21 protein-coding genes are annotated in these 22467 nt (G+C 68.6%); 15 read left to right on the forward strand and 6 right to left on the reverse strand.

From position 1 onward, the window contains the following. Nucleotide 1 precedes the first annotated feature (1 nt). Both accC and aat read left to right on the forward strand, forming a co-directional pair. The gene (gene accC / locus ACW172_RS19195; protein ID WP_492032984.1) at nucleotides 2-1354 is read left to right on the forward strand and encodes an acetyl-CoA carboxylase biotin carboxylase subunit; all 1353 of its coding nucleotides are present in this window, start codon (nucleotides 2-4) and stop codon (nucleotides 1352-1354) included. A gap of 83 nt (nucleotides 1355-1437) precedes the next feature. Further along, nucleotides 1438-2043 carry a leucyl/phenylalanyl-tRNA--protein transferase gene (gene aat / locus ACW172_RS19200; protein WP_492035023.1) on the forward strand — a complete coding sequence of 202 codons (606 nt, stop codon included), beginning with the start codon at nucleotides 1438-1440 and terminating at the stop codon, nucleotides 2041-2043. Here the strand turns inward: aat and ACW172_RS19205 are convergent. After that, the gene (locus tag ACW172_RS19205) at nucleotides 2010-2669 is read right to left on the reverse strand and encodes a DUF2155 domain-containing protein (protein ID WP_492032985.1); all 660 of its coding nucleotides are present in this window, start codon (nucleotides 2667-2669) and stop codon (nucleotides 2010-2012) included. The two genes, aat and ACW172_RS19205, sit on opposite strands and share 34 nt — an antisense overlap. Then, a complete protein-coding gene (locus tag ACW172_RS19210) occupies nucleotides 2669-3061 on the reverse strand; it encodes an NADH:ubiquinone oxidoreductase subunit NDUFA12 (protein WP_492032986.1) in 393 nt (130 codons plus the stop codon). The genes ACW172_RS19205 and ACW172_RS19210 overlap by 1 nt, the downstream gene beginning before the upstream one ends. 208 nt (nucleotides 3062-3269) lie before the next feature. Here ACW172_RS19210 and ACW172_RS19215 point away from each other — a divergent pair, with 208 nt between their 5' ends. From ACW172_RS19215 to ACW172_RS19230, 4 genes are all read left to right on the forward strand, one after another. Continuing rightward, nucleotides 3270-6017: a TSCPD domain-containing protein gene (locus tag ACW172_RS19215; RefSeq protein ID WP_492032987.1), complete on the forward strand. Its 2748-nt coding sequence runs from the start codon at nucleotides 3270-3272 to the stop codon at nucleotides 6015-6017. Further along, complete coding sequence (locus ACW172_RS19220) at nucleotides 6014-6322, forward strand: hypothetical protein (protein ID WP_492032988.1); 309 nt, start codon at nucleotides 6014-6016, stop codon at nucleotides 6320-6322. The genes ACW172_RS19215 and ACW172_RS19220 overlap by 4 nt, the downstream gene beginning before the upstream one ends. A 63-nt stretch (nucleotides 6323-6385) precedes the next feature. Further along, nucleotides 6386-6871: a pentapeptide repeat-containing protein gene (locus tag ACW172_RS19225; RefSeq protein WP_492032989.1), complete on the forward strand. Its 486-nt coding sequence runs from the start codon at nucleotides 6386-6388 to the stop codon at nucleotides 6869-6871. A gap of 62 nt (nucleotides 6872-6933) precedes the next feature. Continuing rightward, nucleotides 6934-7827 (forward strand): pentapeptide repeat-containing protein, encoded by an 894-nt coding sequence (locus ACW172_RS19230; RefSeq protein WP_492032990.1) that lies wholly within the window; start codon nucleotides 6934-6936, stop codon nucleotides 7825-7827. A 73-nt stretch (nucleotides 7828-7900) separates the two neighbouring features. On the opposite strand, the gene aspS is transcribed toward ACW172_RS19230, so the two are convergent. Further along, on the reverse strand, nucleotides 7901-9742 hold the full coding sequence (gene aspS / locus ACW172_RS19235) for an aspartate--tRNA ligase (protein ID WP_492035024.1): 1842 nt from the start codon (nucleotides 9740-9742) through the stop codon (nucleotides 7901-7903). Between the two features lie 152 nt (nucleotides 9743-9894). On the opposite strand from aspS, the gene ACW172_RS19240 reads away from it, so the two are divergent. The 5 genes from ACW172_RS19240 (at nucleotide 9895) to ACW172_RS19260 (ending at nucleotide 15122) form a co-directional block, all read left to right on the forward strand. Beyond that, nucleotides 9895-10182 carry a YciI family protein gene (locus ACW172_RS19240; RefSeq protein WP_492032991.1) on the forward strand — a complete coding sequence of 96 codons (288 nt, stop codon included), beginning with the start codon at nucleotides 9895-9897 and terminating at the stop codon, nucleotides 10180-10182. 95 nt (nucleotides 10183-10277) lie between these two features. Beyond that, the gene (locus tag ACW172_RS19245) at nucleotides 10278-10961 is read left to right on the forward strand and encodes a P-loop NTPase family protein (protein ID WP_492032992.1); all 684 of its coding nucleotides are present in this window, start codon (nucleotides 10278-10280) and stop codon (nucleotides 10959-10961) included. A 45-nt stretch (nucleotides 10962-11006) separates the two neighbouring features. Continuing rightward, nucleotides 11007-13223: an RNA degradosome polyphosphate kinase gene (locus tag ACW172_RS19250; RefSeq protein WP_492032993.1), complete on the forward strand. Its 2217-nt coding sequence runs from the start codon at nucleotides 11007-11009 to the stop codon at nucleotides 13221-13223. Nucleotides 13224-13234: 11 nt separating this feature from the next. Further along, nucleotides 13235-14722, forward strand: a complete 1488-nt coding sequence (locus ACW172_RS19255; protein WP_492032994.1) for a Ppx/GppA phosphatase family protein — start codon at nucleotides 13235-13237, stop codon at nucleotides 14720-14722. A 37-nt stretch (nucleotides 14723-14759) separates the two neighbouring features. Beyond that, a complete protein-coding gene (locus ACW172_RS19260; RefSeq protein ID WP_492032995.1) occupies nucleotides 14760-15122 on the forward strand; it encodes a VOC family protein in 363 nt (120 codons plus the stop codon). 12 nt (nucleotides 15123-15134) lie between these two features. Here ACW172_RS19260 and rnd read toward each other — a convergent pair whose 3' ends face one another. After that, nucleotides 15135-16283: a ribonuclease D gene (gene rnd / locus ACW172_RS19265; RefSeq protein ID WP_492032996.1), complete on the reverse strand. Its 1149-nt coding sequence runs from the start codon at nucleotides 16281-16283 to the stop codon at nucleotides 15135-15137. Between the two features lie 77 nt (nucleotides 16284-16360). Between rnd and purM the strand changes: the two genes are divergently transcribed. From purM to ACW172_RS19285, 4 genes are all read left to right on the forward strand, one after another. Next, nucleotides 16361-17392 carry a phosphoribosylformylglycinamidine cyclo-ligase gene (gene purM / locus ACW172_RS19270; RefSeq protein ID WP_492032997.1) on the forward strand — a complete coding sequence of 344 codons (1032 nt, stop codon included), beginning with the start codon at nucleotides 16361-16363 and terminating at the stop codon, nucleotides 17390-17392. A 24-nt stretch (nucleotides 17393-17416) separates the two neighbouring features. Beyond that, nucleotides 17417-18802, forward strand: a complete 1386-nt coding sequence (locus tag ACW172_RS19275) for a M20/M25/M40 family metallo-hydrolase (RefSeq protein WP_492032998.1) — start codon at nucleotides 17417-17419, stop codon at nucleotides 18800-18802. Further along, nucleotides 18802-19398, forward strand: a complete 597-nt coding sequence (gene purN, locus ACW172_RS19280; RefSeq protein ID WP_492032999.1) for a phosphoribosylglycinamide formyltransferase — start codon at nucleotides 18802-18804, stop codon at nucleotides 19396-19398. Before ACW172_RS19275 ends, purN begins: the two co-directional genes overlap by 1 nt. 83 nt (nucleotides 19399-19481) lie before the next feature. After that, entirely contained in the window at nucleotides 19482-21527 is a 2046-nt protein-coding gene (locus ACW172_RS19285) for a M13 family metallopeptidase (RefSeq protein ID WP_492033000.1), read from the forward strand. Nucleotides 21528-21595: 68 nt separating this feature from the next. Here ACW172_RS19285 and ACW172_RS19290 read toward each other — a convergent pair whose 3' ends face one another. Next, nucleotides 21596-21805, reverse strand: coding sequence for a YMGG-like glycine zipper-containing protein (locus ACW172_RS19290; protein WP_492033001.1), 210 nt, complete (start codon nucleotides 21803-21805; stop codon nucleotides 21596-21598). A 131-nt stretch (nucleotides 21806-21936) separates the two neighbouring features. Continuing rightward, on the reverse strand, nucleotides 21937-22356 hold the full coding sequence (gene ndk / locus ACW172_RS19295; RefSeq protein ID WP_492033002.1) for a nucleoside-diphosphate kinase: 420 nt from the start codon (nucleotides 22354-22356) through the stop codon (nucleotides 21937-21939). Nucleotides 22357-22467 lie beyond the last annotated feature (111 nt).

The raw sequence follows: 22467 nt of genomic DNA on the forward strand, positions 1-22467 counted from the left end.
CATGTTCACCAAAGTCCTGATCGCCAATCGCGGCGAAATCGCCCTGCGTATCCACCGGGCGTGCAAGGAGATGGGCATTTCCACCGTCGCCGTGCACTCGGAAGCCGACCGCGGCGCCATGTGGGTGCGGCTGGCCGACGAAAGCGTCTGCATCGGCCCGGCCCCGGCGGCCAAGAGCTATCTGAACATCCCCTCGATCATCGCGGCGGCCGAGATCACGGGCGCCCAGGCGATCCACCCGGGCTATGGCTTCCTGTCCGAAAACGCCCGCTTCGCCGAGATCGTCGAAGCCCACGGCATGACCTTCATCGGACCCAAGCCGGACCACATCCGGGTCATGGGCGACAAGATCAGCGCCAAACAGACCGTCAAGGACGCCGGCATCCCGGTCGTCCCCGGCTCTGACGGCGAGGTCGAGACCGTCGAGGCCGCCATCGAGGCGGCGAAGACCATCGGCTTCCCCCTGATCGTCAAGGCGGCCGCCGGCGGCGGCGGACGCGGCATGAAGGTCGCGCTCACCGCAGACGATCTGGTCGAGGCGGTCCAGACCGCCCAGACCGAGGCCAAGGCGGCCTTCGGCAACGGCGCGGTCTACATGGAGCGCTACCTCCAGAAGCCGCGCCACATCGAGATCCAGGTCGTCGCCGACAGCCACGGCAACGTCGTCCACCTGGGCGAGCGCGACTGCTCGCTGCAGCGCCGTCACCAGAAGGTGCTGGAAGAGGCCCCCTCGCCCGCCCTGTCGGCGGCCCAGCGCACCGAAATCGGCAAGACGGTCAACAAGGCCATCGCCGCCATCGGCTATCTGGGCGTCGGCACCATCGAGTTCCTGTGGGAGGACGGCGAGTTCTTCTTCATCGAGATGAACACCCGCCTGCAGGTCGAACACCCGGTCACCGAAGCCATCACCGGCGTCGATCTGGTGCGCGAACAGATCCGCATCGCCGCGGGCCTGCCGCTGTCCTTCACCCAGGAAGACATCCATTTCGAGGGCCACGCCATCGAGGTGCGGATCAACGCCGAGAACTCGGAAACCTTCACCCCGTCGCCGGGCGCCATCACCGACTTCCACGCCCCCGGCGGCCTGGGCGTGCGGCTGGATAGCGCCATCTACGCCGGCTATTCGATCCCGCCCTACTACGACAGCCTGATCGGCAAGCTGATCGTGCACGGGCGCGACCGGGCCGAGTGCGTGGCGCGGCTGAAGCGGAGCCTGGGCGAGATCGTGGTCGGCGGTGTCGACACGACCATCCCCCTGTTCCAGCGCCTTCTGGCCGAGCCCGACATCCTCAGTGGCGACTACGACATCCACTGGCTGGAGAAGTGGGCCGCCAAACGGACCCCGGCAGCCTGAGCGACCCGGGCTTCAGCGCCAGTCCCTTCGGCGGCTTCGGCCCCGAAGAGCTGCTGAACTGCTATGCGACGGGCGTCTTCCCCATGGGCGAGGCGCGCGACGATCCGCGTATCTTCCTGGTCGAACCGGACCAGCGGGGCGTCGTCCCGCTGGACGGCTTCCACATCCCGACGCGGCTGAAGCGGACGGTGCGGGGCGAGCCGTTCGAGGTGCGCGTCTCCACCGCCTTCGACGCCGTGCTGGACGCCTGCGCGGCTCCGGCGCCGGGGCGTGAGGACACCTGGATCAACGGCCCGATCCGACGCCTCTATCTGGCGCTCCAGGCCATGGGCCACGCCCATTCCATCGAATGCTGGAAAGACGAGCGGCTGGTCGGGGGCCTGTACGGCGTCACCCTCGGCGGCGCCTTCTTCGGCGAGAGCATGTTCAGCCGCGAGCGGGACGCCTCAAAGGTCGCCCTGGTGCATCTGGTGGCGCGGCTGAAACGCGGCGGCTGGCGGCTTCTGGACGCCCAGTTCCTGACCGAGCACCTCAGCCAGTTCGGGGCGGTGGAAACGCCGCAGGGCGCCTATCTGAAACTGCTGAAGGCGGCGCGGCCGCTGCGGCCCAATCCCAGGGCGCTGTTCGAGCCGATGACCGGAGAGGCGGCGGTCTTCTACGCCTTGCAGCCCACGACCCAGGCGTCATAGATCGGGTGCTGCAGCCCGTTGATCCCGGGCGTCGAGGCGAACATCCAGCCGCGAAAGATCTGGCGCGGCTCGGTCGCCTTGGCCGTGCCCTTGGGCTGGAGGCTGATGTCCAGATAGGCGATGGCGTCCGAGACCTGTTCGTTGTCGGCCGAGACCTCGCAGGCGCGGGCGGTGAAGATCAGGCTGTCGTTGAAACGCACGGGACGGCCGCCGACCACGACCTCGAACCGCATGCGGTCGGCGGTGATCTTGTCGATCGCCTCGACGATCGCCACGCGGCGGCGCTGGCGCGGCAGGGGCGTGTCGGCTTCCTGGATCTTCTCGTCGGCGGGAACCGCATCCTCGGGCTTGGCGGCCGAGGCGTCCGGGACCGTCTCCTGCGGCGCGCCGGCGGTCATGTCGACCGGGGTGGTCGGGACGATGGCGACCGGGGCGTTGGGCGCGGGCACGCCGGCGGGGGCCGTTTCGACCGGCGGGGCGTTCCTGAGGATGTCGCCGACCGGGTCGTTCGACGGACGCGCATCCTGGGGCGGGCTGTTCTGCAGCCCTCCGGCGACAACGACGCCCCCCGCCCCGACGATGGTCAGGGCGGCGACAGCGACGCCGATGAGCCGGGCGCGGGTCATTATTCGGGCTTCCAGGCTTCGTAGTCGCCGGTGGCGGCCGGGCGCACGCCCTCCGCGGCCAGCGAACCGGGCGGACGCCAGGCCAGGGGCGTGCCGGTCAGGTTGGGCTGGTGGTCCAGCTCCCACGAACGGCGCTTCAGCGGCTCGGCGGTCGGCGGCTCGTCGAAAGTGTAGTGCAGCCAGCCGTGCCAGTCGGGCGAGACCTTCGAGGCCTCGGCATAGCCGTTGTAGATGACCCAGCGGCGCTTGCGGCCGTCATAGCTCTTGTTGTCGCGGCTCTCGTAGTAGCGGTTGCCCATCTCGTCCGTGCCGATCAGGTTCGCCCGCTTGGCGATCGTGAACATCGTGCCGATGGTGGCGCCGTTCCACCATGTGAAAATCTGAGCAAGCACTGAGTGGGAATCCCGTCGAATCCGTCGCGCCGGGCGGTCCGGCGACGTTCCTGCGATCATAGAAACCGGGAGGCCCCACGTCCAGCACGACGGGCGTTTCGTCGCGATCAACATCTTGGGGGTAACCCCTGCCCGGCCCGCAACATCTATTGATGGCTGTGTCCTGCCTGCCTAGTCTGGGAGAACCTTTCGGCGGAAAGAGTCCCGCATGCGCTTCGCCTCCCGCTTCATCGAGCCCGCGAGCCTGATCGCGACCGGCCCCCGCTGGGTCGAGCGCAGCGATTCGGTGGTCGAGATGATCGCGCCGGACGGCTGGTCCGACGCCCGGGTCGAGGCCTGGATGGACTGGGCCGACGGCCTGCCCCAGGACCTGCCCACCGGCATGGCGGCGGACACGGTCGCGCTCGGTCTTGAGGTGCTCGGCGGCCGGATTTCGGGCTGGGCCGCGCGGCTGGCCGTCTGGGGCCGGTCGACGGGGGTCTTCGCCGGGGCCGCCGACGCCCGCACCTTCGCCGAGGAACTGACCGCCAGTGTCCTGCTGGGCCTCGCCGCACCCGCCCGGAGCCTGAAGGACGGGGTGCGCCTGCCCGCCAGCATCGGCGCCCCGCCCGCCGCGACGGTTCTCGATCTGGAAGAGGCCTCGGACCTCAAGACCCTGAGCACGGCGCTGGACGCCCGTCGCGCCGCCAAACTGGCCGAGAGCGCCGCTGAGGCCGCCGCCCGCGCCCTGGCGGCCGTCGGCGACGCCGTGGACCGTTGCGAAGGCCCACGCGGCGACTGCGGCGATCCGGCCCGCAATCCCGCCCTGGCCCGCGCCGCCGCCGCCGCGCGCCGCGCCGGGGCCAGCGACCTCGACATCCTGCGCGCCATCGACGGCGAGCGGATCGTCATCGACTTCCCGCCCCTGCCCGCCGAGCGCATCGTCGCCGTGGCGGACCGCGAACCCTTCGTCGCCGCCGGGGCCGCCCAGTCAGCCGCAGCCCGCGCGGCCCTGACCGGCGACCTGATCCTGACCTTCGACGCCGCCGACGCCCGGGCCGTGGCGGACCAGCCGCTGGCCGCCGCCTGCGCCCTGAACCTGCCCGCCGTCGCGGCGCTCGGCGATTTCGCCCCCGCTCTGGAGGCCCTGACCCGGTTGTGGACCACGGCGCTGGAGATCGAGCTGACCTCCGGCTTCTCCGCCACCGTCGATCAGGCGCGTCGGCGTCAGGCGGTGCGGCCCGTCGCACTGGGCCTGTCCGGCGCGGCCGAATGGCTACTGGGCCAGGGGCTTGTTCCCGACGAGGCCGGCCAGGCGGCGCTGGCGGCCGTAGCGGGCGTGGTCGCGGCCAGCGCGGCCCTGACCGCCTGCGAACTGACCGAGGCGCTCGGCCCCTGCCCCGAGGGTCCCGCTTTGGCCGGAGAGGCGCTGGATGCCTTGCAACGCCGTCAGGGCCTGCTGGCCGCCTCCGACGCCCGCCAGTCGACGCCTTTGGCCGCCCATGCGGCGAAGCTGACCGCCGCCGCCCGCAAGGCGATGAAGCGCGACGGCCGCCGCCACGGCTCCATCTCCCTGCTGGTCGACGACGCCGAACTGGGTCTGAGGCTGGGCTCGCCCGCCTTCGCCCACGCCACCCTGTTCGAGACCGCCGACGGCGCCGTGGAACGCCACCTGTCGCCCGCCCTGATCGCCGCCATGGACGAGACGGACGCCGCCGCCGCCGAGCGCCGTCTGCTGGGCCGACGCACCCTCGTCGAGGCTCCCGGCATGGACCACGAGGTCCTGCGCGGCCTCGGCTTCACCGACGCCGAGCTGGAGTCGGTCGAGATCGCCCTGGCCCAGGTCGGGCGGCTGGAGGACGCCTTCGGGCCTCTGGTGCTGGATCCCGGCTATGTCCGCGATGTCCTGGGCATCGAGGGCGCCGGGCCGCTGCTGCCGCGCCTGGGTCTGTCCGCCGAGGCTCTGGCGGCCGCCGAGGCCTATGCCCTGGGCCACGCCGATCTGGCCCGCTGGGCCGAGGCGCCCGCCGCCCTCGTCGAAACCCTGAACCGCGCGCCGGCGGAGATCGAACGCGATCTGCGCCGCGCGATCGAGCCGTTCAGCGACGCGCCCGACGTCACGCCCGAGGCCGTCAGCTGGCGCGCCACCGCCGCCGAGGCCACGGCGCTTCTGGCCACGGCCGCGAGCGAGGGCCGCCGCGCGATCCGCCTGCTGCCCGACGCCGCCCCGTCGGCTCCCCTGCTCGACCTGCCCGAGCTCGACGCCGCCCCGCGTCGCCCGGAGGCCACCGCCGAAGCCCCGCCGACCGAGAAGATCGTCGAGCGGGTGGTCGAGCGCGACCGCACCCGCCGCAAACTGCCCGACCGCCGCAAGGGCTATATCCAGAAGGCGGCCGTCGGGGGGCACAAGGTCTATATCCACACCGGCGAATACGACGACGGCGAGCTGGGCGAGATCTTCATCGACATGCACAAGGAAGGCGCCGCTTTCCGCAGTCTGATGAACAACTTCGCCATCGCGATTTCCATCGGACTTCAATACGGGGTGCCGCTGGACGAGTTCGTGGACGCCTTCGTCTTCACCCGCTTCGAGCCCGCCGGACGGGTCACGGGCAACGACCGCGTCGGCTCGGCGACCTCGATCCTCGACTACATCTTCCGCGAGCTGGGCGTGTCGTATCTTGACCGGACGGAGCTGGCCAACGCCGACGCCGAGCCGCTGGACGCCGATGGTCTGGGGGCGGGCAAGGCTGACGAGCTGGTCCCTGCGGCCCACTTCATCTCCAAGGGCTTCGCCCGGGGCGCAGCGCCCGACAATCTGGTGGTCCTGCCCTTCGGCAAGCGCGAGCCGGAACAGCGCGTCGTCCCGGTCGCCAACGCCGACGCCTGCCCGGCCTGCGGCGACTTCACCCTGCAGCAACGCGGCGCCGTCCGGGTCTGCGACAGCTGCGGCGCGGCGGAATCGAAGAAGGGATGAAGCCGGGCGAAGGCTTCTACGACCAGGTCGCACGGATACTGGGCCGCCCGTTCCCGAACGCGATCGACTATCTGCTACGGATACTCTGGTGGCCCCTGTTCCTTCTCGGCATGGCCTCGCTCTGGCCGCCGACCTATCCCTTCGTTGAGAGATGGCTCGCGGGTCATGGCGTTGATGTCGTCCTGCCTCCGGGCCGGATGGTGATTCCGGCCATGGCGCTGCTGACCGTCTTCCTGCTGGGACACGCCGAACTGATCCGGCGCCGCACCACGCTGGCGGCCAACGGCGCAGGCCACGGATCGTAAACACCTCTGCGGTATGGGTCTTCAAAGATCACAGCGCCGGCCTCGCCGGACCGGAGCCTGTCCGTGAAGAAAGCCCTCGTCCTGATCGCCGCCGTCGCGGCCGTCGCTACCCCTGTCCTGGCCCAGAACGCCGGCCAGATCGCCAGCGTCCGCGCCGGGCACGACTGCCGCGGCTGCAACCTGTTCCAGGGCGATTTCTCCAACTTCGAGAAGCGCGGGCTGAACCTGACAGGCTCGCGCCTGCGTCAGGCCGACTTCAGCCTGGCGGTCATGAACCGCACCCGCTTCGCCAACACCGACTTGCGCGACGTCGAGGCCTATGGGGCGGTCTTCTCCAGCTCCAGCTTCTCGGGCGCCAACCTGACCAACGCCAGTTTCGTCGGCGCCTATCTCGAAGGTTCGTCCTTCGCGGGCGCGACCCTGACCGGCGCCAACTTCTCCGGGGCTCAACTGACGCGCGCCACCGGATTGACCCAGCGCCAACTCAACCAGGCCTGCGGCGACGAAGCCACCGTCCTGCCCGGCGGCCTGCATATTCCCGCCTGCTGAGCGGCCCGACTGTTACCGCGATTTAAGTAGGCTTTCAGGGGCTTCGGCGTCATTGAGGCGATGTGAAACAGTTCGCCGCACAAATCCGTAACGCCTCCGCCGCCGTCCTCGGGCTGGCGCTCGTCGCGGGCGCTTCCCAGGCCGCCGCCGAGGTTCGCTTCAGCCTTCAGGAAGGCGGGGCCTCCCGCTCCATCACCCTGGGCGGATCCTGCAATCGTTGCGAGCTGTCGGGCCGGAACCTGTCGGGCGCGACCCTGAGCGGCGCGACCTTCATGAGCGCGACCCTGGTCGGCGCCAATCTGCGCGGCGCCGAATTGGCGGGCGGCAACTTCACCAACAGCGACTTCAGCCGCGCCAATCTGACGGGCGCCGAGATGAACGGCGCCAACTTCACCTCGGCGGTCTTCGTCGATGTGACGATGAACGGCGCCGAGGCCTCCGGAGCTGTCTTCACCAACGCCAATATGGCCCGCGTCGACCTGACCGGCGCCGAGCTGAGCGCCGTCAACATGAACTCGACGGTGTTGCAGGACGCCCGTCTGACCGGGGCCGAGATGTTCGGCGCCAACCTGGCCAACGTCAACGCCCGCAACGCCTCGTTCTCGCACGCCGAGATGCAGGCCTCGAACATGACCTCCGGTGACTTCTCGGGCGCCAACTTCTCGGGCGCCAGCCTGGACAACGCCCGCTTCCGGAACGGCAACTTCAACCGCGCCAACTTCTCGGGCGCCTCACTGCGGCGGACCGACATTCGCGGCGTCGACCTGTCGCGCGCCGTCGGTCTGACTCAGGATCAGGTCTCCCAGGCCTGCGCCGACGAGACGACCCGCCTGCCGCGCGGCCTGCAGATCGGGAGCTGCCGCAGCCGGACGATCATCCGGGTGGCGCCGCCGGTTCCGCCGCGCCCGCCCGCGGTCCCCACGCCGCCCGTCCGCCACTACGCCTCCAACGACTGAGGCGGCGACCTCCCGACAGCAAAAAGGCGGCCTCGATGGGCCGCCTTTTCTCTTTCGTGACAAGACCTTCCGATCAGACCTTGATCGGGACCGCCGTGCGGATGTGGACGTCCTTCAGTTGACGCTCCTGCGCCTCGGTCGGGGCGTTCATCAGCAGATCCTCGCCCTGCTGGTTCAGCGGGAAGGCGATGACCTCGCGGATGGCGGTCTCACCGGCCAGCAGCATGACGATGCGGTCGATGCCGGGCGCCAGACCACCGTGCGGCGGGGCGCCGTAGCGGAAGGCGTTCAGCATGCCGCCGAACTGGTCCTCGACCACCGAGCTGTCATAGCCCGCGATGTTGAAGGCCTTGAGCATGATCTCGGCCTTGTGGTTCCGGATCGCGCCCGAGCACAGCTCATAGCCGTTGCAGACGATGTCGTACTGATAGGCGCGGATGGTCAGGGGATCCTGGGTCTCCAGGGCTTCCAGACCGCCCTGCGGCATCGAGAAGGGGTTGTGCGAGAAGTCGACCTTCTTCTCTTCCTCGGACCACTCGAACATCGGGAAGTCGACGATCCAGCAGAACTTGAACTGGTCTTCGGCGACCAGCTTCAGCTCCGTGCCGACGCGCGTACGGGCCAGACCCGCGAACTTGGCGAAGGCGGTCGGCAGGCCGGCGACGAAGAAGGCGGCGTCGCCCTTTCCGAGGCCCAGCGAGGCCATCAGGGCCTCGGTCGGCTCCTGACCCAGGTTCTTGGCGATGGGGCCGCCCCAGGCGTTCTGGTCGTCCGACCAGAAGATATAGCCGAGGCCCGGCTGGCCTTCCCCTTGCGCCCACGAGTTCATGCGGTCGCAGAAGGCGCGGCTGCCGCCGGTCGGCGCCGGGATGGCCCAGACGGCGTTCTTGTCGTCGGCGCCCAGGATCTTGGCGAACAGGCCGAAGCCGCCGTCGCGGAAGTGGTCGGAGACGACCTGCATCTTGATCGGGTTGCGGGTGTCCGGCTTGTCGGTGCCGTACCAGGCCATCGACTGGGCGAAGGTCAGGCGTTCGAAGCCGGCGTGCTCGAACTGCTCGCCGAAGTCGTTGGTGAAGGTATGCTTGCCGTCGATCGGCGAGACCGGCAGGCCGTTCGAGAACTCCTCGAACACGCCGTGCATGACGGGCTCGATGGCCGCGAAGACGTCTTCCTGCGTGACGAAGCTCATCTCGACGTCGAGCTGGTAGAACTCCAGCGAGCGGTCGGCGCGCAGGTCCTCGTCGCGGAAGCAGGGCGCGATCTGGAAATAGCGGTCGAAGCCCGAGACCATGAGCAGTTGCTTGAACTGCTGAGGGGCCTGCGGCAGGGCGTAGAACTTGCCGGGATGCAGACGCGACGGCACCAGGAAGTCGCGCGCGCCTTCCGGCGAAGAGGCCGTCAGGATCGGGGTCTGGTACTCCAGGAAGCCCTGACCGACCATGCGCTGGCGGATCGAGGAGATCACCTTTGAGCGCAGGACGATGTTCTTGTGCAGACGCTCGCGACGCAGGTCGAGGAAGCGGTTCTGCAGCCGGATCTCTTCCGGATATTCCTGATCGCCGAAGACCGGCATGGGTAGTTCGGCGGCTTCGGACAGGACCTCCAGGCCGGCGACGCGGACCTCGACCTCACCGGTCGGCAGAAGGGGGTTCACGGTCGAGGGGTCGCGCATGACCGCTTCGCCGTCGATCTTGATCACGCTCTCGGCGCGCAGGCGCTCGACGATCTCGAAGCCCGGGGTCGAGGGGTGCAGCACCAGCTGGGTGATGCCGTAGTGGTCGCGCAGGTCGACGAACAGAAGGCCGCCGAGGTCGCGCTTGCGGTGGACCCAGCCCGAAAGACGCACATTGGCGCCCGCGTCCGAAGACCGGAGGGCGCCGCAGGTGTGGGAGCGATAGGCGTGCATGGGAAATATCGTTTGAATCAGCCGGAATCCGGCGGGAATTGGAAGGCGCGGAAGGGCGCATCATCGCCCTCGAAAGTCAAGGTCGGAGCCGATTTCACCGGCTTGTCCACAGGCCTGCGAATCCACATATCAACGGGCGTCCAATTCAGCGGAAGCGCCAGATGTTCCTGATCGAGATCACCTACACCCGCCCCATCGCCGAGATCGAGGCGAAGACGGCAGAGCACCGCGCCTGGCTGGACGAGCAGATCGCCGACGGCCTGCTGATCCTCACCGGCCCCAAGGTGCCGCGCACCGGCGGCTTCCTGATCGCGCGCGGCGGCAAGTCGCTGGATGAGGTCACCGAGATCATGAAGCAGGATCCCTTCGCCGTGCACGGCCTGGCCGACTACCGCGTCGTCGAGTTCGCGGCGGGCCGGATCAACCCCGGCCTGGCCGACTTCGTCTGAGCCACCCACAGAACGACCGTCTTGTCCCCGATGTCCCCCGTTTCCGTCGCCTCGCCGTTAACCGCGTTGCCCGCGCGTGATGGTAAGATGACACCATGCCGGGACGTCTCGCCATGAACGATCAACTGCGCCTGCCGCTGCAGAGCGACGTGCCCCGGGGCGCGTCGAGCTTCGTGCGCTCGGCCTCCAATGAGGAGGCGGTGCGGGTACTGGAGCGCTGGCCCGACGCGGCGGGTCAGGTCATGGCCATCTGCGGCCCCGCGGGCTGCGGCAAGAGCCACGTCGCCGCCATCTGGGCCGAACGGGTCGGCGCCGTGGCCCTGAACGGCGCCGAGGCCGCCCACGTCGATCCGCTGGAGCTGGAAGGCCGCCCCGTGCTGCTGGACATCGCCCAGGACGCCGACGACGAGACCCTGTTCCACCTGATCAACCTGGCCCAGGCCGATGGCGGCGCCCTGCTGCTGGTCTCGCGCCCCTCCCCGCGCTTCTGGAAGGTCCAGGTCCCCGACCTGCGCTCGCGGCTCGACTCGATCCGGGTCACGGCCATGGAGGAGCCTGACGACGTCGTCCTGGCCGCCATCCTGCGCGCCCGATTCGCTGAACGCAGCATCACCCCGACCGACGAGGTCATCGACTATCTGGTGCGGCGTATCGACCGGTCCGCGGCCGCCGTGGAAGACGTGGTCGCCCGGCTGGACGAGCAGCACCGCCCCGTGACGCGGGCCCTGGCCCGTCAGGTGCTGGAAGCCGTCGGCGCCGAGGACGACGAAGAGACCTGAAAAGCGAGGTTGCAGCCGTCACGAACGGGCTGCACAACCTGATCCATGTCCGACGCCGCGATTGCCGACACCACCACCGGAGAAGAGGTCCCCTCTTCCCGCGCGCCCCAGCTGACCCTGTCCGAAGAGCTGATGGCCTCGCCCGAACGCTTCTTCAACCGCGAGATCAGCTGGCTGAAGTTCAACGCCCGTGTGCTGGAGGAGGCCGCCAACCCGACGCACCCGTTGCTGGAACGCCTGCGCTTCCTGTCGATCTCGGCCAACAACCTGGATGAGTTCTTCATGACCCGGGTCGCGGGCCTGAAGGGTCAGGTGCGCGAGCGGGTCCGGGTGCTGTCCTCTGACGGCCTGACGCCTGCGGAACAGCTGGAAAAGGTCAATCTGGCCGCCGGCGAGTTGATGGCCGAGCAGCAGTCGCGCTGGGCCCAGCTCCGCAAGGAGCTGACCGAGGCGGGCATCGAGGTCATCCACTCCGCCAAGATCACCAAGACCGAGCGCGACCGGCTGGAGCCGGAGTTCCTGAACCAGCTGTTCGCGGTTCTCACGCCCCTGGCCATCGACCCGGCCCACCCCTTCCCCTTCCTGCCCAACCTCGGCTTCTCGCTGGTGCTCAAGCTGCGCCGTCACGCCGACAACCGGGTACTCTACGCCCTGGTGCCCGTGCCGACCCAGGTCCGCCGCTTCTGGGAACTGCCGGTCGACGGACGCTCCAAGTCGGGCCGCCGGCGCTTCGTGACGCTGGAAAGCCTGCTGCTGCTGTTCATCGACCACCTGTTCCCGGGTTGCGCGGTGCTGGAACGCGGCCTGATCCGTCTGATCCGCGACTCGGACATCGAGATCGAGGAAGAGGCCGAGGATCTGGTTCTGGAATATGAGGAGGCGCTGAAGCAGCGTCGTCTCGGCGAGGTGGTGCGGGTCAAGATCGAGGCCTCGACGCCCGACGACCTGCGCGACTTCATCGTCACCGAGCTAAAGGCCGCGCCGCAGGACGTGGTCATGGTTCAGGGCATGCTGGGTCTGGCCCAGTTGTCCGAACTGATCCCGCCGGGCCACCCCGACCTGAAGTTCCCGGGCTATGAGCCCCGCTATCCCGAGCGGGTCCGCGACCAGGGCGGCGATGTCTTCGCCGCCGTGCGCGAAAAGGACATCCTGATCCACCACCCGTTCGAGAGCTTCGACGTGGTGGTGCAGTTCCTGCGTCAGGCCGCGCGCGATCCAAACGTCATCGCGATCAAACAGACCCTCTACCGCACCTCCAAGGACAGCCCGATCGTCGCGGCCCTGATCGAGGCGGCCGAGAACGGCAAGAACGTCGTCGCCCTGGTCGAGATCAAGGCCCGGTTCGACGAAGAGGCCAATCTGCGCTGGGCCCGGGCCATGGAGCGCGCCGGCGTCCACGTCGTCTTCGGCTTCGTCGAGTACAAGACCCACGCCAAGGTCAGCGTCGTGGTTCGGCGCGAGGGCGATGCGCTCAAGACCTACTGCCACTTCGGCACCGGCAACTATCACCCGGTCACGGCCAAGGTTTACACCGACCTCAGCCTGTTCAGCTCCGACCCCGTCCTGGCCCGCGACGCCGGCCGGGTGTTCAACTACATCACCGGCTATGCCGAGCCGGAGGAGCTGGAGGCCCTGGTCGTCTCCCCCATCAATATGAAGGCGACCCTGATCGAGCTGATCGGCAAGGAGATGTCGGCGGCGGCCATGGGCAAGCCGGCGGCCATCTGGGTCAAACTCAATGCGCTGGTCGATCCCGAGATCATCGACGCCCTGTATCGCGCCAGCCAATGGGGCGTGCGTATCGAGCTGGTGGTGCGCGGCATCTGCTGCCTGCGTCCGGGCGTGCCGGGTCTGTCGGAGAATATCCGGGTCAAGTCGATCGTCGGCCGCTTCCTGGAGCATAGCCGCATCGTCTGTTTCGCCAACGGCCGCGACCTGCCGCACGACAAGGCCAAGGTCTTCATCTCCTCCGCCGACTGGATGGAGCGGAACCTCAATCGCCGCGTCGAGCTGATGACCCCGATCCGCAACGCCACCGTCCACGACCAGGTGCTGGACCAGATCATGGTCGCCAATCTCAAGGACGACGCCCAAAGCTGGACACTGGACGCCGACGGGAACTATGTGCGCGTCACACCGGCCGATCCGGAACGGCCCTTCTCGGCGCACAAATACTTCATGACCAACCCCAGCCTCTCAGGCCGCGGCCGCAAGGTGAAGAACAAGCCCGAAGCCCTGCGCTACGTGCGTCCCTCGCGTTGAGCCCGACCTAAGTGATCGAATCCTACATCGCCCCACGTGAGGCGGCGGTCGTCGATATCGGCTCCAACTCCGTGCGTCTGGTCCTGTACCGGCTGGAGGGGCGCGCCGCCTGGACCGTGTTCAACGAAAAGGTTCTGGCGGGTCTGGGCCGCGACCTGCCCGCGACCGGCAAGCTGTCGCCCGTCGGCGTCGAGATGGCCCTGACGGCGCTGCGCCGGTTCGCGGCCGTGCTGGAAAGCGTTCGCCCGGCCTATCTGCACGTCGCCGCCACCGCCGCCGTGCGCGAGGCCGAGGACGGGCCCGAGTTCTGCCAGCGCGTCGCCGCCGAGACCGGGCTGCAGGTCCGGGTTCTGTCAGGCGAGGAAGAGGCCCGCTATTCGGCGCTGGGCGTGCTGGCCGGCGATCCCTCCGCCGAAGGCGTGGCGGCCGACATGGGCGGCTCCAGCCTGGAGCTGATCCGTCTGGGCGGAGAGACGCTGAAACCCGGCGTCACCCTGCCGCTCGGCCCCTTCAGCCTGGCCGATCCGAAAGGCTTCGACGCCGGCCGGCTGCGCGCCACCATCGCCGAGCGACTGAAGCCCGCGGCCAAGCCCTTCGCCACCGAGAGCCTGCACGCCGTCGGCGGCGGCTGGCGCTCGCTGGCCCAGCTGCACATGGCCATCAGCGGCTATCCGATCCGGATCGTGCACCAGTACGCCATGAACGCCGAGGACGCGCGCGGGGTGGCCCGCTTCGTAGCCCAGCAGTCGCGCGCTTCGCTGGACCGCCTGCCTGGCCTGTCCAAGAAGCGCGCCGAGACCCTGCCCTATTCCGCCCTCGTGCTGGAGGGGCTGATCGACCGGCTGGGCGTGAAGACCGTGCATTTCTCGGCCTGGGGCCTGCGCGAGGGCCTGCTGTTCGAGGCGCTGGACCGGGATGAGGCCGAGGTCGATCCCCTGATCGCCGGCTGCGCGGCCCTGGGCGGCCGTCAGGGCATCTCCCCGACCCTCCCCGGCGCCCTGCGCGCCTGGCTGGCCGAGGTCATCGCCGCCCTGCCCCCGGCCTTCGGTCGCAAGCGCGACGACATCCTGGCCTCGGCCGCCTGCCAGCTGGCCGACCTCGGCGCGCGTCTGCATCCCGACCACCGGCTGGAGCTGGTCTTTGATCAGGTCCTGCGTGCCCCTATCCCGGGCCAGAGCCACGCCGAGCGGGTCTTCCTCGCCTGCGTGCTCAACGCCCGCTACGGCGGCTCGGCGGCGACGCCGGATCCCGACGTGGTCGAGCGCCTGCTGGATGACGCCGCCCGCCAGCGCGCCCGCGCCCTGGGTCTGGCCATGCGGCTCGGCTGCGACCTCTCGGGCCGCTCGCCCCAGCTTCTGGCCAACGCCTCGGTCACGGTCGACCGGGGCGCCCTGCGGCTGACGGCGTCAGAGGGCTACGCCGACGTGCTTCTGGGCGAACAGACCCGCCGCCGCGCCAAGGCCCTGGCCGAGGCGATGAAGCTGAAGCTGGATATCTGACGCGGCCCGGCTCATGGTGCGCCCATCAACAGGGGGAATGACCATGGCAGTGACCGGCATCGGCGGATTGTTCTTCAGGGCCAGGGACCCCAAGGCGCTCGGCGCCTGGTATCTGGAGCATCTCGGCGTCGGCGCGCCGGAGGGCCAGTTCGTCTGGGACCAGCAGGCCGGCCCGACCGTCTTCGCCCCCTTCAAGGCCGACACCGACTACTTCCCGGCCGAGAAGCAGTTCATGATCAACCTGCGCGTCGACGATCTCGACGGCCTGTTGACCAGCCTGCGCGCCGCCGGCGTCGAAGTCATCACCAAGGCCGAGTGGGACAGCCCCGAGGTCGGCCGCTTCGCCCGCATCCAGGACCCCGAAGGCAACCAGATCGAACTCTGGGAACCGGTGAAGTAGGCCCTTTCGGGCCTATTCGATCTCGACGACCTCGACCCGGGGGCCGTTCAGGACAAGAGCGATCTCGCCCCGCTTGAGCTTCAGGGCGTCCTCGCCGAACAGCTGACGGCGCCAGCCGTGCAGGGCCTCGACCTCGGCATTGTCCGACAGGGCGATCTTCTCGAGGTCCGCGACGGTGGCGATCAGCTTGGAGGCCACGCCCGCATTGTCGCTCTTGGCCTTGAGCAGGACCTTGAGCAGCTCGACCACCGAGGGCGGGGCCGGCTGGTTGTGCGACGGGCGGTCCAGCTTGGGCGCGTGGGCTTCCGGATCGGCCATGACCCGCTTCAACTCCTCGATCAGCTCCAGACCCAGGCGCGAGCCGCCGAAGCCCTTGGGCACCGAACGCAGGCGGTTGAAGGCCTCGATGTCGGTCGGGCCCTGGGTGGCGATCTCGTCGATGGCCTCGTCCTTGAGGATGCGGCCGCGCGGCTGGTCGCGCTCCTGCGCCGCCGTCTCGCGCCACACCGCCGTCGCCTTGAAGGCCGCGAGGTATTTCGCCGAATACTTCTTGGGCCGCAGACGCTTCCAGGCGTTGTCGGGGGTGGTGTCATAGAGGGCGGGATCGACCAGATCCTCCATCTCCGAGGTCACCCAGTCCAGACGGCCTTCCTTGGCCAGGCGGTCGCGCAGCTTCGGATACAGCGCCGCCAGATGGGTCACGTCGCCGATGGCGTAGGTCAGCTGGGCCTCCGACAACGGGCGGCGCGCCCAGTCGGTGAAGCGGCTGCCCTTGTCGAGGTCGATCTTCAGCATCTGGCGCACGAGCGAGTCGTAGCTGACCTGATCGCCGAACCCGGCGGCCATGGCGGCAACCTGGGTGTCGAACATCGGCTTGGGCATGGCGCCCAGCTTGACGAAGATCTCGGTGTCCTGCCGCGCGGCGTGGAACACCTTGATCACGGCCGGATCGCGCAGGATGTCCAGGAAGGGCGTCAGATCCAGACCGTCCGCCAGCGGATCGATGATCGCCTCATGCGTCGGGGTCGCGGCCTGGATCAGGCACAGCTTGGGCCAATAGGTCGTTTCGCGCATGAACTCCGTGTCCACGGCGATGAACGGGGCCTGCGCTACGGCCTCACAGAATGCAACGAGCGCGTCATTGGTGGTGATTGGCGTCATTCGGATGCTATAGCCCCGCGCGACGCCTTTGTGGCAAGAGCCGCAACACATTTCCGCACTGATTCAGGCCTTCCATCATGACCGACAGCCCCGAAACGCTGAAAAACGGCCTGACCTACGCCGACGCGGGCGTGGATATCGACGCCGGCGAACAGCTGGTCGACGCCATCAAGCCGCTGGCGAAATCGACTCGCCGGCCGGGCGCGGAAGCCTCGCTGGGCGGATTCGGCGCCCTGTTCGACCTCAAGGCCGCCGGTTTCGAGGACCCGCTGATCGTCGCGACCACCGACGGCGTCGGCACCAAGCTGAAGATCGCCATCGAAACCGGCCGTCATGACGGCGTCGGCGTCGATCTGGTCGCCATGTGCGTCAACGACCTGCTGGCCCAGGGCGCCGAGCCCCTGCTGTTCCTCGACTACTACGCCACCGGCAAGCTCGAGATCGATGCCGCTCGCCGCGTGGTCGCCGGCATCGCCGAAGGCTGCCGTCAGGCCGGCTGCGCCCTCGTGGGCGGCGAAACGGCCGAAATGCCCGGCATGTATGCGGGCGGCGACTACGATCTGGCGGGCTTCTCGCTGGGCGCCGTCGAGCGCGGCCAGGCCCTGCCCTATCTCGACCGCCAGTTCGCCGGCGACGTCATCATCGGTCTGGCCTCCTCGGGCCCGCACTCCAACGGCTATTCCCTGATCCGCAAGGTGGTCGAGAAGTCCGGCCTGTCCTGGGGCGACGACGCCCCCTTCGCCAAGGACCGCTCCCTGGCCCAGGCCCTGATGGAGCCGACCCGGATCTACATCAAGCCGGTCCTGCCGCTGATGAAGGCCGGTCTGATCAAGGGCGCGGCCCACATCACCGGCGGCGGCCTGATCGAGAACCCGCCGCGCTGCATCGCCGAGGGCCTCGAAGCCTCGTTCGACTGGGACGCCTGGCCCGTGCCGCCGGTCTTCCAGTGGCTGGGCGAGGTCGGGGGCATCTCCGACCACGAACTGCGCCGCACCTTCAACTGCGGCGTCGGCTTCATCCTCATCGTCGCGCCGGAGAACGTCGAGACGGTGCTGGAAGGCCTGCTGGAGGCCGGAGAGACGGCCTTCGTCTGCGGCCAGCTGGTCTGATCAATCAAGTTTGGGGAGGTCCCGATGCGTAACCTGATCCTGGCCGCGACGGCCGCCCTCCTCGCCCTCCCCGCCGCCGCTGCTCAGGCCCAGACCCCGGTCGCGGCCGAGCAGCCGCTGCTGCATGAGGTCGCGGGCCAGATCCAGCCCGAGCGGATGCGCGCCGATATCACCAGCCTGGTGGGCTTCGGCACCCGCCACACGATGTCCGACACCGTCTCGGACACGCGCGGCATCGGCGCCGCCCGCCGCTGGACAGAGCGCCAGTTCCACGCCATGAGCGCCGACTGCGGCGGCTGCCTCGAGATCGCCCTGCCCGCCGACACCGTCACCGGCCGCCGCGTCCCGACGCCGACCGAGGTCGTCGATGTCCTGGCCATCCAGCGCGGGACCGGCGATCCGAACCGGGTCATCGTCATCTCCGGCCATATCGACAGCCGCGTCACCGACGTCATGAACGCCACCGCCGACGCCCCCGGCGCCAATGACGACGCCTCGGGCGTCGCCGCCGTGCTGGAGGCCGCCCGGGTTCTGTCGAAGCAGAAGTTCGAGGCGACCCTCGTCTATGCGGTCCTGTCCGGCGAGGAACAGGGCCTGCTCGGCGGCAAGATCCTGGCCGACTATGCGAAGGCTCAAGGGTGGACCGTCGAGGCCAATCTGAACAACGACATCGTCGGCAATTCGCAAGGCATGTCGGGCGTGCGCGACACCACCCGCATCCGCGTCTTCTCCGAAGGCACCAAGTCGGTCGAAACGCCCGAACAGGCCGCCCAGCGCCGTTATAACGGCGGCGAGGTCGACAGCTCCTCGCGCAACCTGGCCCGCTTCATCGACAGCATCGCCGACCGCTACCTGACCAATTTCGACGTCGAGATGATCTATCGCACGGACCGCTTCGGCCGTGGCGGCGACCAGACCGAAATGCTCAGGGCCGGCTTCCCGGCGGTCCGCATCACCGAGGGCGCCGAGAACTACAACCACCAGCACCAGAACCTGCGCACCGAGAACGGCATCGTCTACGGCGACACCATCGACGGCGTGGACTTCGGCTATCTGGGTCAGGTGGCGCGGCTGAACATCGTGACCATGGCGGCCCTGGCCAAGGCGCCGACCGTTCCAACCGGCGTCGCCATCTCCGGCAACGTCTCGCCCGACACCACTGTCAAATGGACCGCCGTCCCCGGTGCGGCCGGCTATCGCGTCTGGTGGCGCACCACCACCGCCCCGCAGTGGACCAACAGCCGCTGGGCCGGTTCGGCGTCGGAGCTGGTGCTCAAGGACATTCCGATCGACGACTATTTCTTCGGCGTCTCGGCGGTCTCGGCCGACGGCTATGAGAGCCCGGTCGTCTTCCCCGGCCCGGCCGGCGCCTTCGTCTCGGAAACGCCCCCGGCTGCGCCCGCCTCCTGATGTCAGATACTGCAAACGGCCGGATCAAGGTTGGTATCCTGATCTCCGGCGCAGGGTCGAACATGGCGGCCCTGATCGACGCCGCCGAGGCCGAAGACTGCCCCTATGAAGTCATCATGGTGGTCTCCAACAAACCGGATGCGGGCGGCCTGCATGTCGCCCAGGCCAAGGGTGTCCGCACCGACGCCGTCGATCACCGCGACTTCGGCAAGGACCGCGAGGCCCACGAGCGGGTGGTCAACGCCGTCCTCATGGGCGCTGGCGTTCAGGTCGTGGCCCTGGCCGGCTATATGCGCATCCTGACGCCCTGGCTGGTCGAGCGCTGGGCCGGGCGGATGCTGAACGTCCACCCGTCGCTGCTGCCTCTCTATCCGGGTCTCGACACCCACGCCCGGGCCATCGCGGCCGGCGACGCCGAGGCCGGCTGCACCCTGCACATCGTCACCGACGGCGTCGACGAGGGTCCGATCCTCGGCCAGGCCCGGGTGCCGATCGTCGCGGGCGACACGCCCCTGTCGCTGGCCGAACGCGTTCATGTGGCGGAGCACCAGCTCTATCCGCGCGTCCTCGCCGACTTCTGCCGGGATCTGCATTAGATTTTTGTAATGCGGGCGATTCCGCCGCGACAAAACGCCCCGCCGGGACCAGTCTCCGCCCCAAATTTCCAGATGGGGCTCCCATGAAACGACACGCTTCCCTCCTGGCCACGGCGGCCCTCGCCCTGACCCTGTCCACGCCCGCCTTCGCCCAAACCATGCCCGGGGCGAGCGGCCGCCCCGTCATCGGCGCCTGGGGCTTCGATCCGGCGACCATGGACACCTCGGTCAAGCCCGGGAACGACTTCAACCGCTACGCCTCGGGCGGTTGGACGGACGCCACCACCATCCCCGCCGACCGCCCGTCGTGGAGCCCTTGGGACGTCGTCTATGACCAGAGCCAGGAACAGCTGAAGGCGATCATCGAGAACAGCGCCGCCCATCCGGAAAGCTCGCCCGAGGCCCAGCGCATCGGCGACTTCTACGCCAGCTATATGGACGAGGCCCGCGTCAACGCACTCGGCGCCAAGCCGCTGGAAACGGGCCTGGCCACGATCCGCGCCGCCCACGACCGCACCGACATCGCCCGCATCATGGGCCGCACCTTCGGCGGCGCCGGCAAGAGCCTGTTCGATCTGGTGGTCTTCGAGGACCTGAAGGACCCGCACACCAACAGCGCCTACATCGCCCAGGGCGGCCTCGGCCTGCCCGACCGCGACTACTATCTGGAAGCCTCCTTCGCCGAGAAGAAGACCGCCTATCAGGCCTATATCGCCCAGATGCTGGGCAAAATCGGCTGGGCCAACCCGGAACAGGCCGCCGCGAACATCGTCGCCTTCGAGACCAAGGTCGCCGAGAAGTCCTGGACCAAGGTCGAGTCCCGCCAGATGGACAAGATCTACAACCCCATGACCCTGGCCGAGGTCGCCGCCTATGCGCCGGGCTTCGACTGGGCGGCCTGGGCCGAGGCGGCGAACCTGCCCGCCGGCGCCCACACCGTGGTCAATGAGAAGACGGCCCTGCCCGAACTGGCCGCCATCTTCGGCGCGACCGACCTCGACACCCTGAAGGCCTGGTCCGCCTTCCACTTCACCGACCAGGCCGCGGGCGTGCTGTCGCAGGACTTCGTCGACGCCAGCTTCGCCTTCCACGGCACGGTCCTGAACGGCGTCGCCCAGAACCGGCCCCGCTGGAACCGCGCGGTGCGCACCGTCAACGGCTCGCTCGGCGAGGCGCTGGGCAAGGAATACGTCCGCCTGCACTTCCCCGCCTCGTCCAAGACGGCGATGGAGGCCCTGGTTCAGAACCTGCTGGCCGCCATGACCGAGCGCCTCAAGCGTCTGGACTGGATGAGCCCGGAGACCAAGGAGCAGGCCCTGTACAAGATCGCCCACTTCGGGGTGAAGGTCGGCTATCCCGACGAATGGCGCAGCTATGACGGGCTGGAGATCCGCAAGGACGACCTTTTCGGCAACACCGAACGCGCCGCAGCCTTCGAATGGGCGTTCCAGATGTCCAAGACGACCAGGCCGGTGAACCCAAAGGAATGGGGCATGACGCCCCAGACCCTGAACGCCTACTACAACCCGCCGCGCAACGAGATCGTCTTCCCGGCCGCCATCCTGCAGGCGCCCTTCTTCGATCCGAACGCCGACATGGCTGTCAACTACGGCGGCATCGGCGCTGTCATCGGCCATGAGATCACCCACGGCTTCGACGACCAGGGCCGCAAGGTCGACGGCGACGGCGTGCTGCGCGACTGGTGGACCGCCGAGGACGCTACGAAGTTCGAGGCCCAGGCGAAGATCTTCGGCGCCGAATACGACGCCACCTTCCCCCTGCCGGGCATGCATGTGAATGGCGACCTGACCATGGGCGAGAACATCGCCGACTTCGGCGGTCTGCTGATGGCGCTGGACGCCTATCACCTGGCCCTGGGCGGCAAGCCCGCGCCGGTGATCAACGGCCTGACCGGCGACCAGCGCCTGTTCCTCGGCTGGGCCCAGGTCTGGCGTGAGAAGGCGCGCGACGCAGCCATCCAGCAGCAGCTGGCGACCGATCCGCACTCGCCCGCCACGGTTCGCGCCACCGTGCCGATCCGCAACATCCAGGCTTGGTACGACGCTTTCGGGGTCAAGCCCGGCGACGAGAAGTACATCGCCCCGGCCGACCGGGCGGTGATCTGGTAGGAGCCCTGCCGCCTGAATCAAAAACGGCCCCGGAGCAATCCGGGGCCGTTTTCATGCGTACGCCTGATTTAGTGCGGGCGACGCGGGGTGGTCGCGGCGCCAACGGCCGCGCCGGCGACGGCGCCGCCCACGGTGGCGGTGGTGTTACCGCCCAGAACCTGACCGGCGACGGCGCCGCCCAGAGCGCCGGTGGCGGCGCGTTGTTCCATGGTGGTGCCGCAGGCGGCCAGCAGGCCGACGATGGCGACGACGGGCGTGAGCTTGAGAAGGGTCTTCATTTTTCTGATCTCCTGAACGTCTCGGGGGAATGACGTATGGAGAACAAACGAAACGACCCGCGTCCGGTTCCGGACGCGGGTCGATCGTAACGTTCAGCACAGACGAGGCGAAGGATCGCCTCGCGAGAACTCTAGCCGACGATCTGGTCGTCGGTGAAGAACTGGGCGATTTCGATGCCGGCGTTTTCCAGCGAATCCGAACCGTGGACCGAGTTCTCGCCGATCGACAGGGCGAACTGCTTGCGGATGGTGCCTTCGGCGGCCTGTTCCGGGTTGGTGGCGCCCATGACTTCACGATAGGCGGCGACGGCGTTCGGGCCTTCCAGCACCTGAACGACGACCGGCTCGGCGGTCATCTGTCCGACCAGCTCGCCGTAGAACGGGCGCTCGGCGTGGACTTCGTAGAACTTCTTCGCCTGGGCTTCGGTCAGCTTGATGCGGCGTTGCGCGACGATGCGCAGGCCGGCGCCTTCGATCACGGCGTTGACGGCGCCGGTCAGGTTGCGGCGGGTCGCGTCGGGCTTGATGATCGAGAAGGTGCGTTCGGTCATGGTGAGACTTCTTGTTTGGGAGTTTCGGGTCGCGGGCTTATAGACGCGCCCTCAGTCATTTCCAAGGCGTCCCCGCCGCTTCCGGTCCCCTCCCCGAAAAGGGCCGTTCGC

Source organism: Brevundimonas sp. ALps5, from assembly GCF_058681645.1.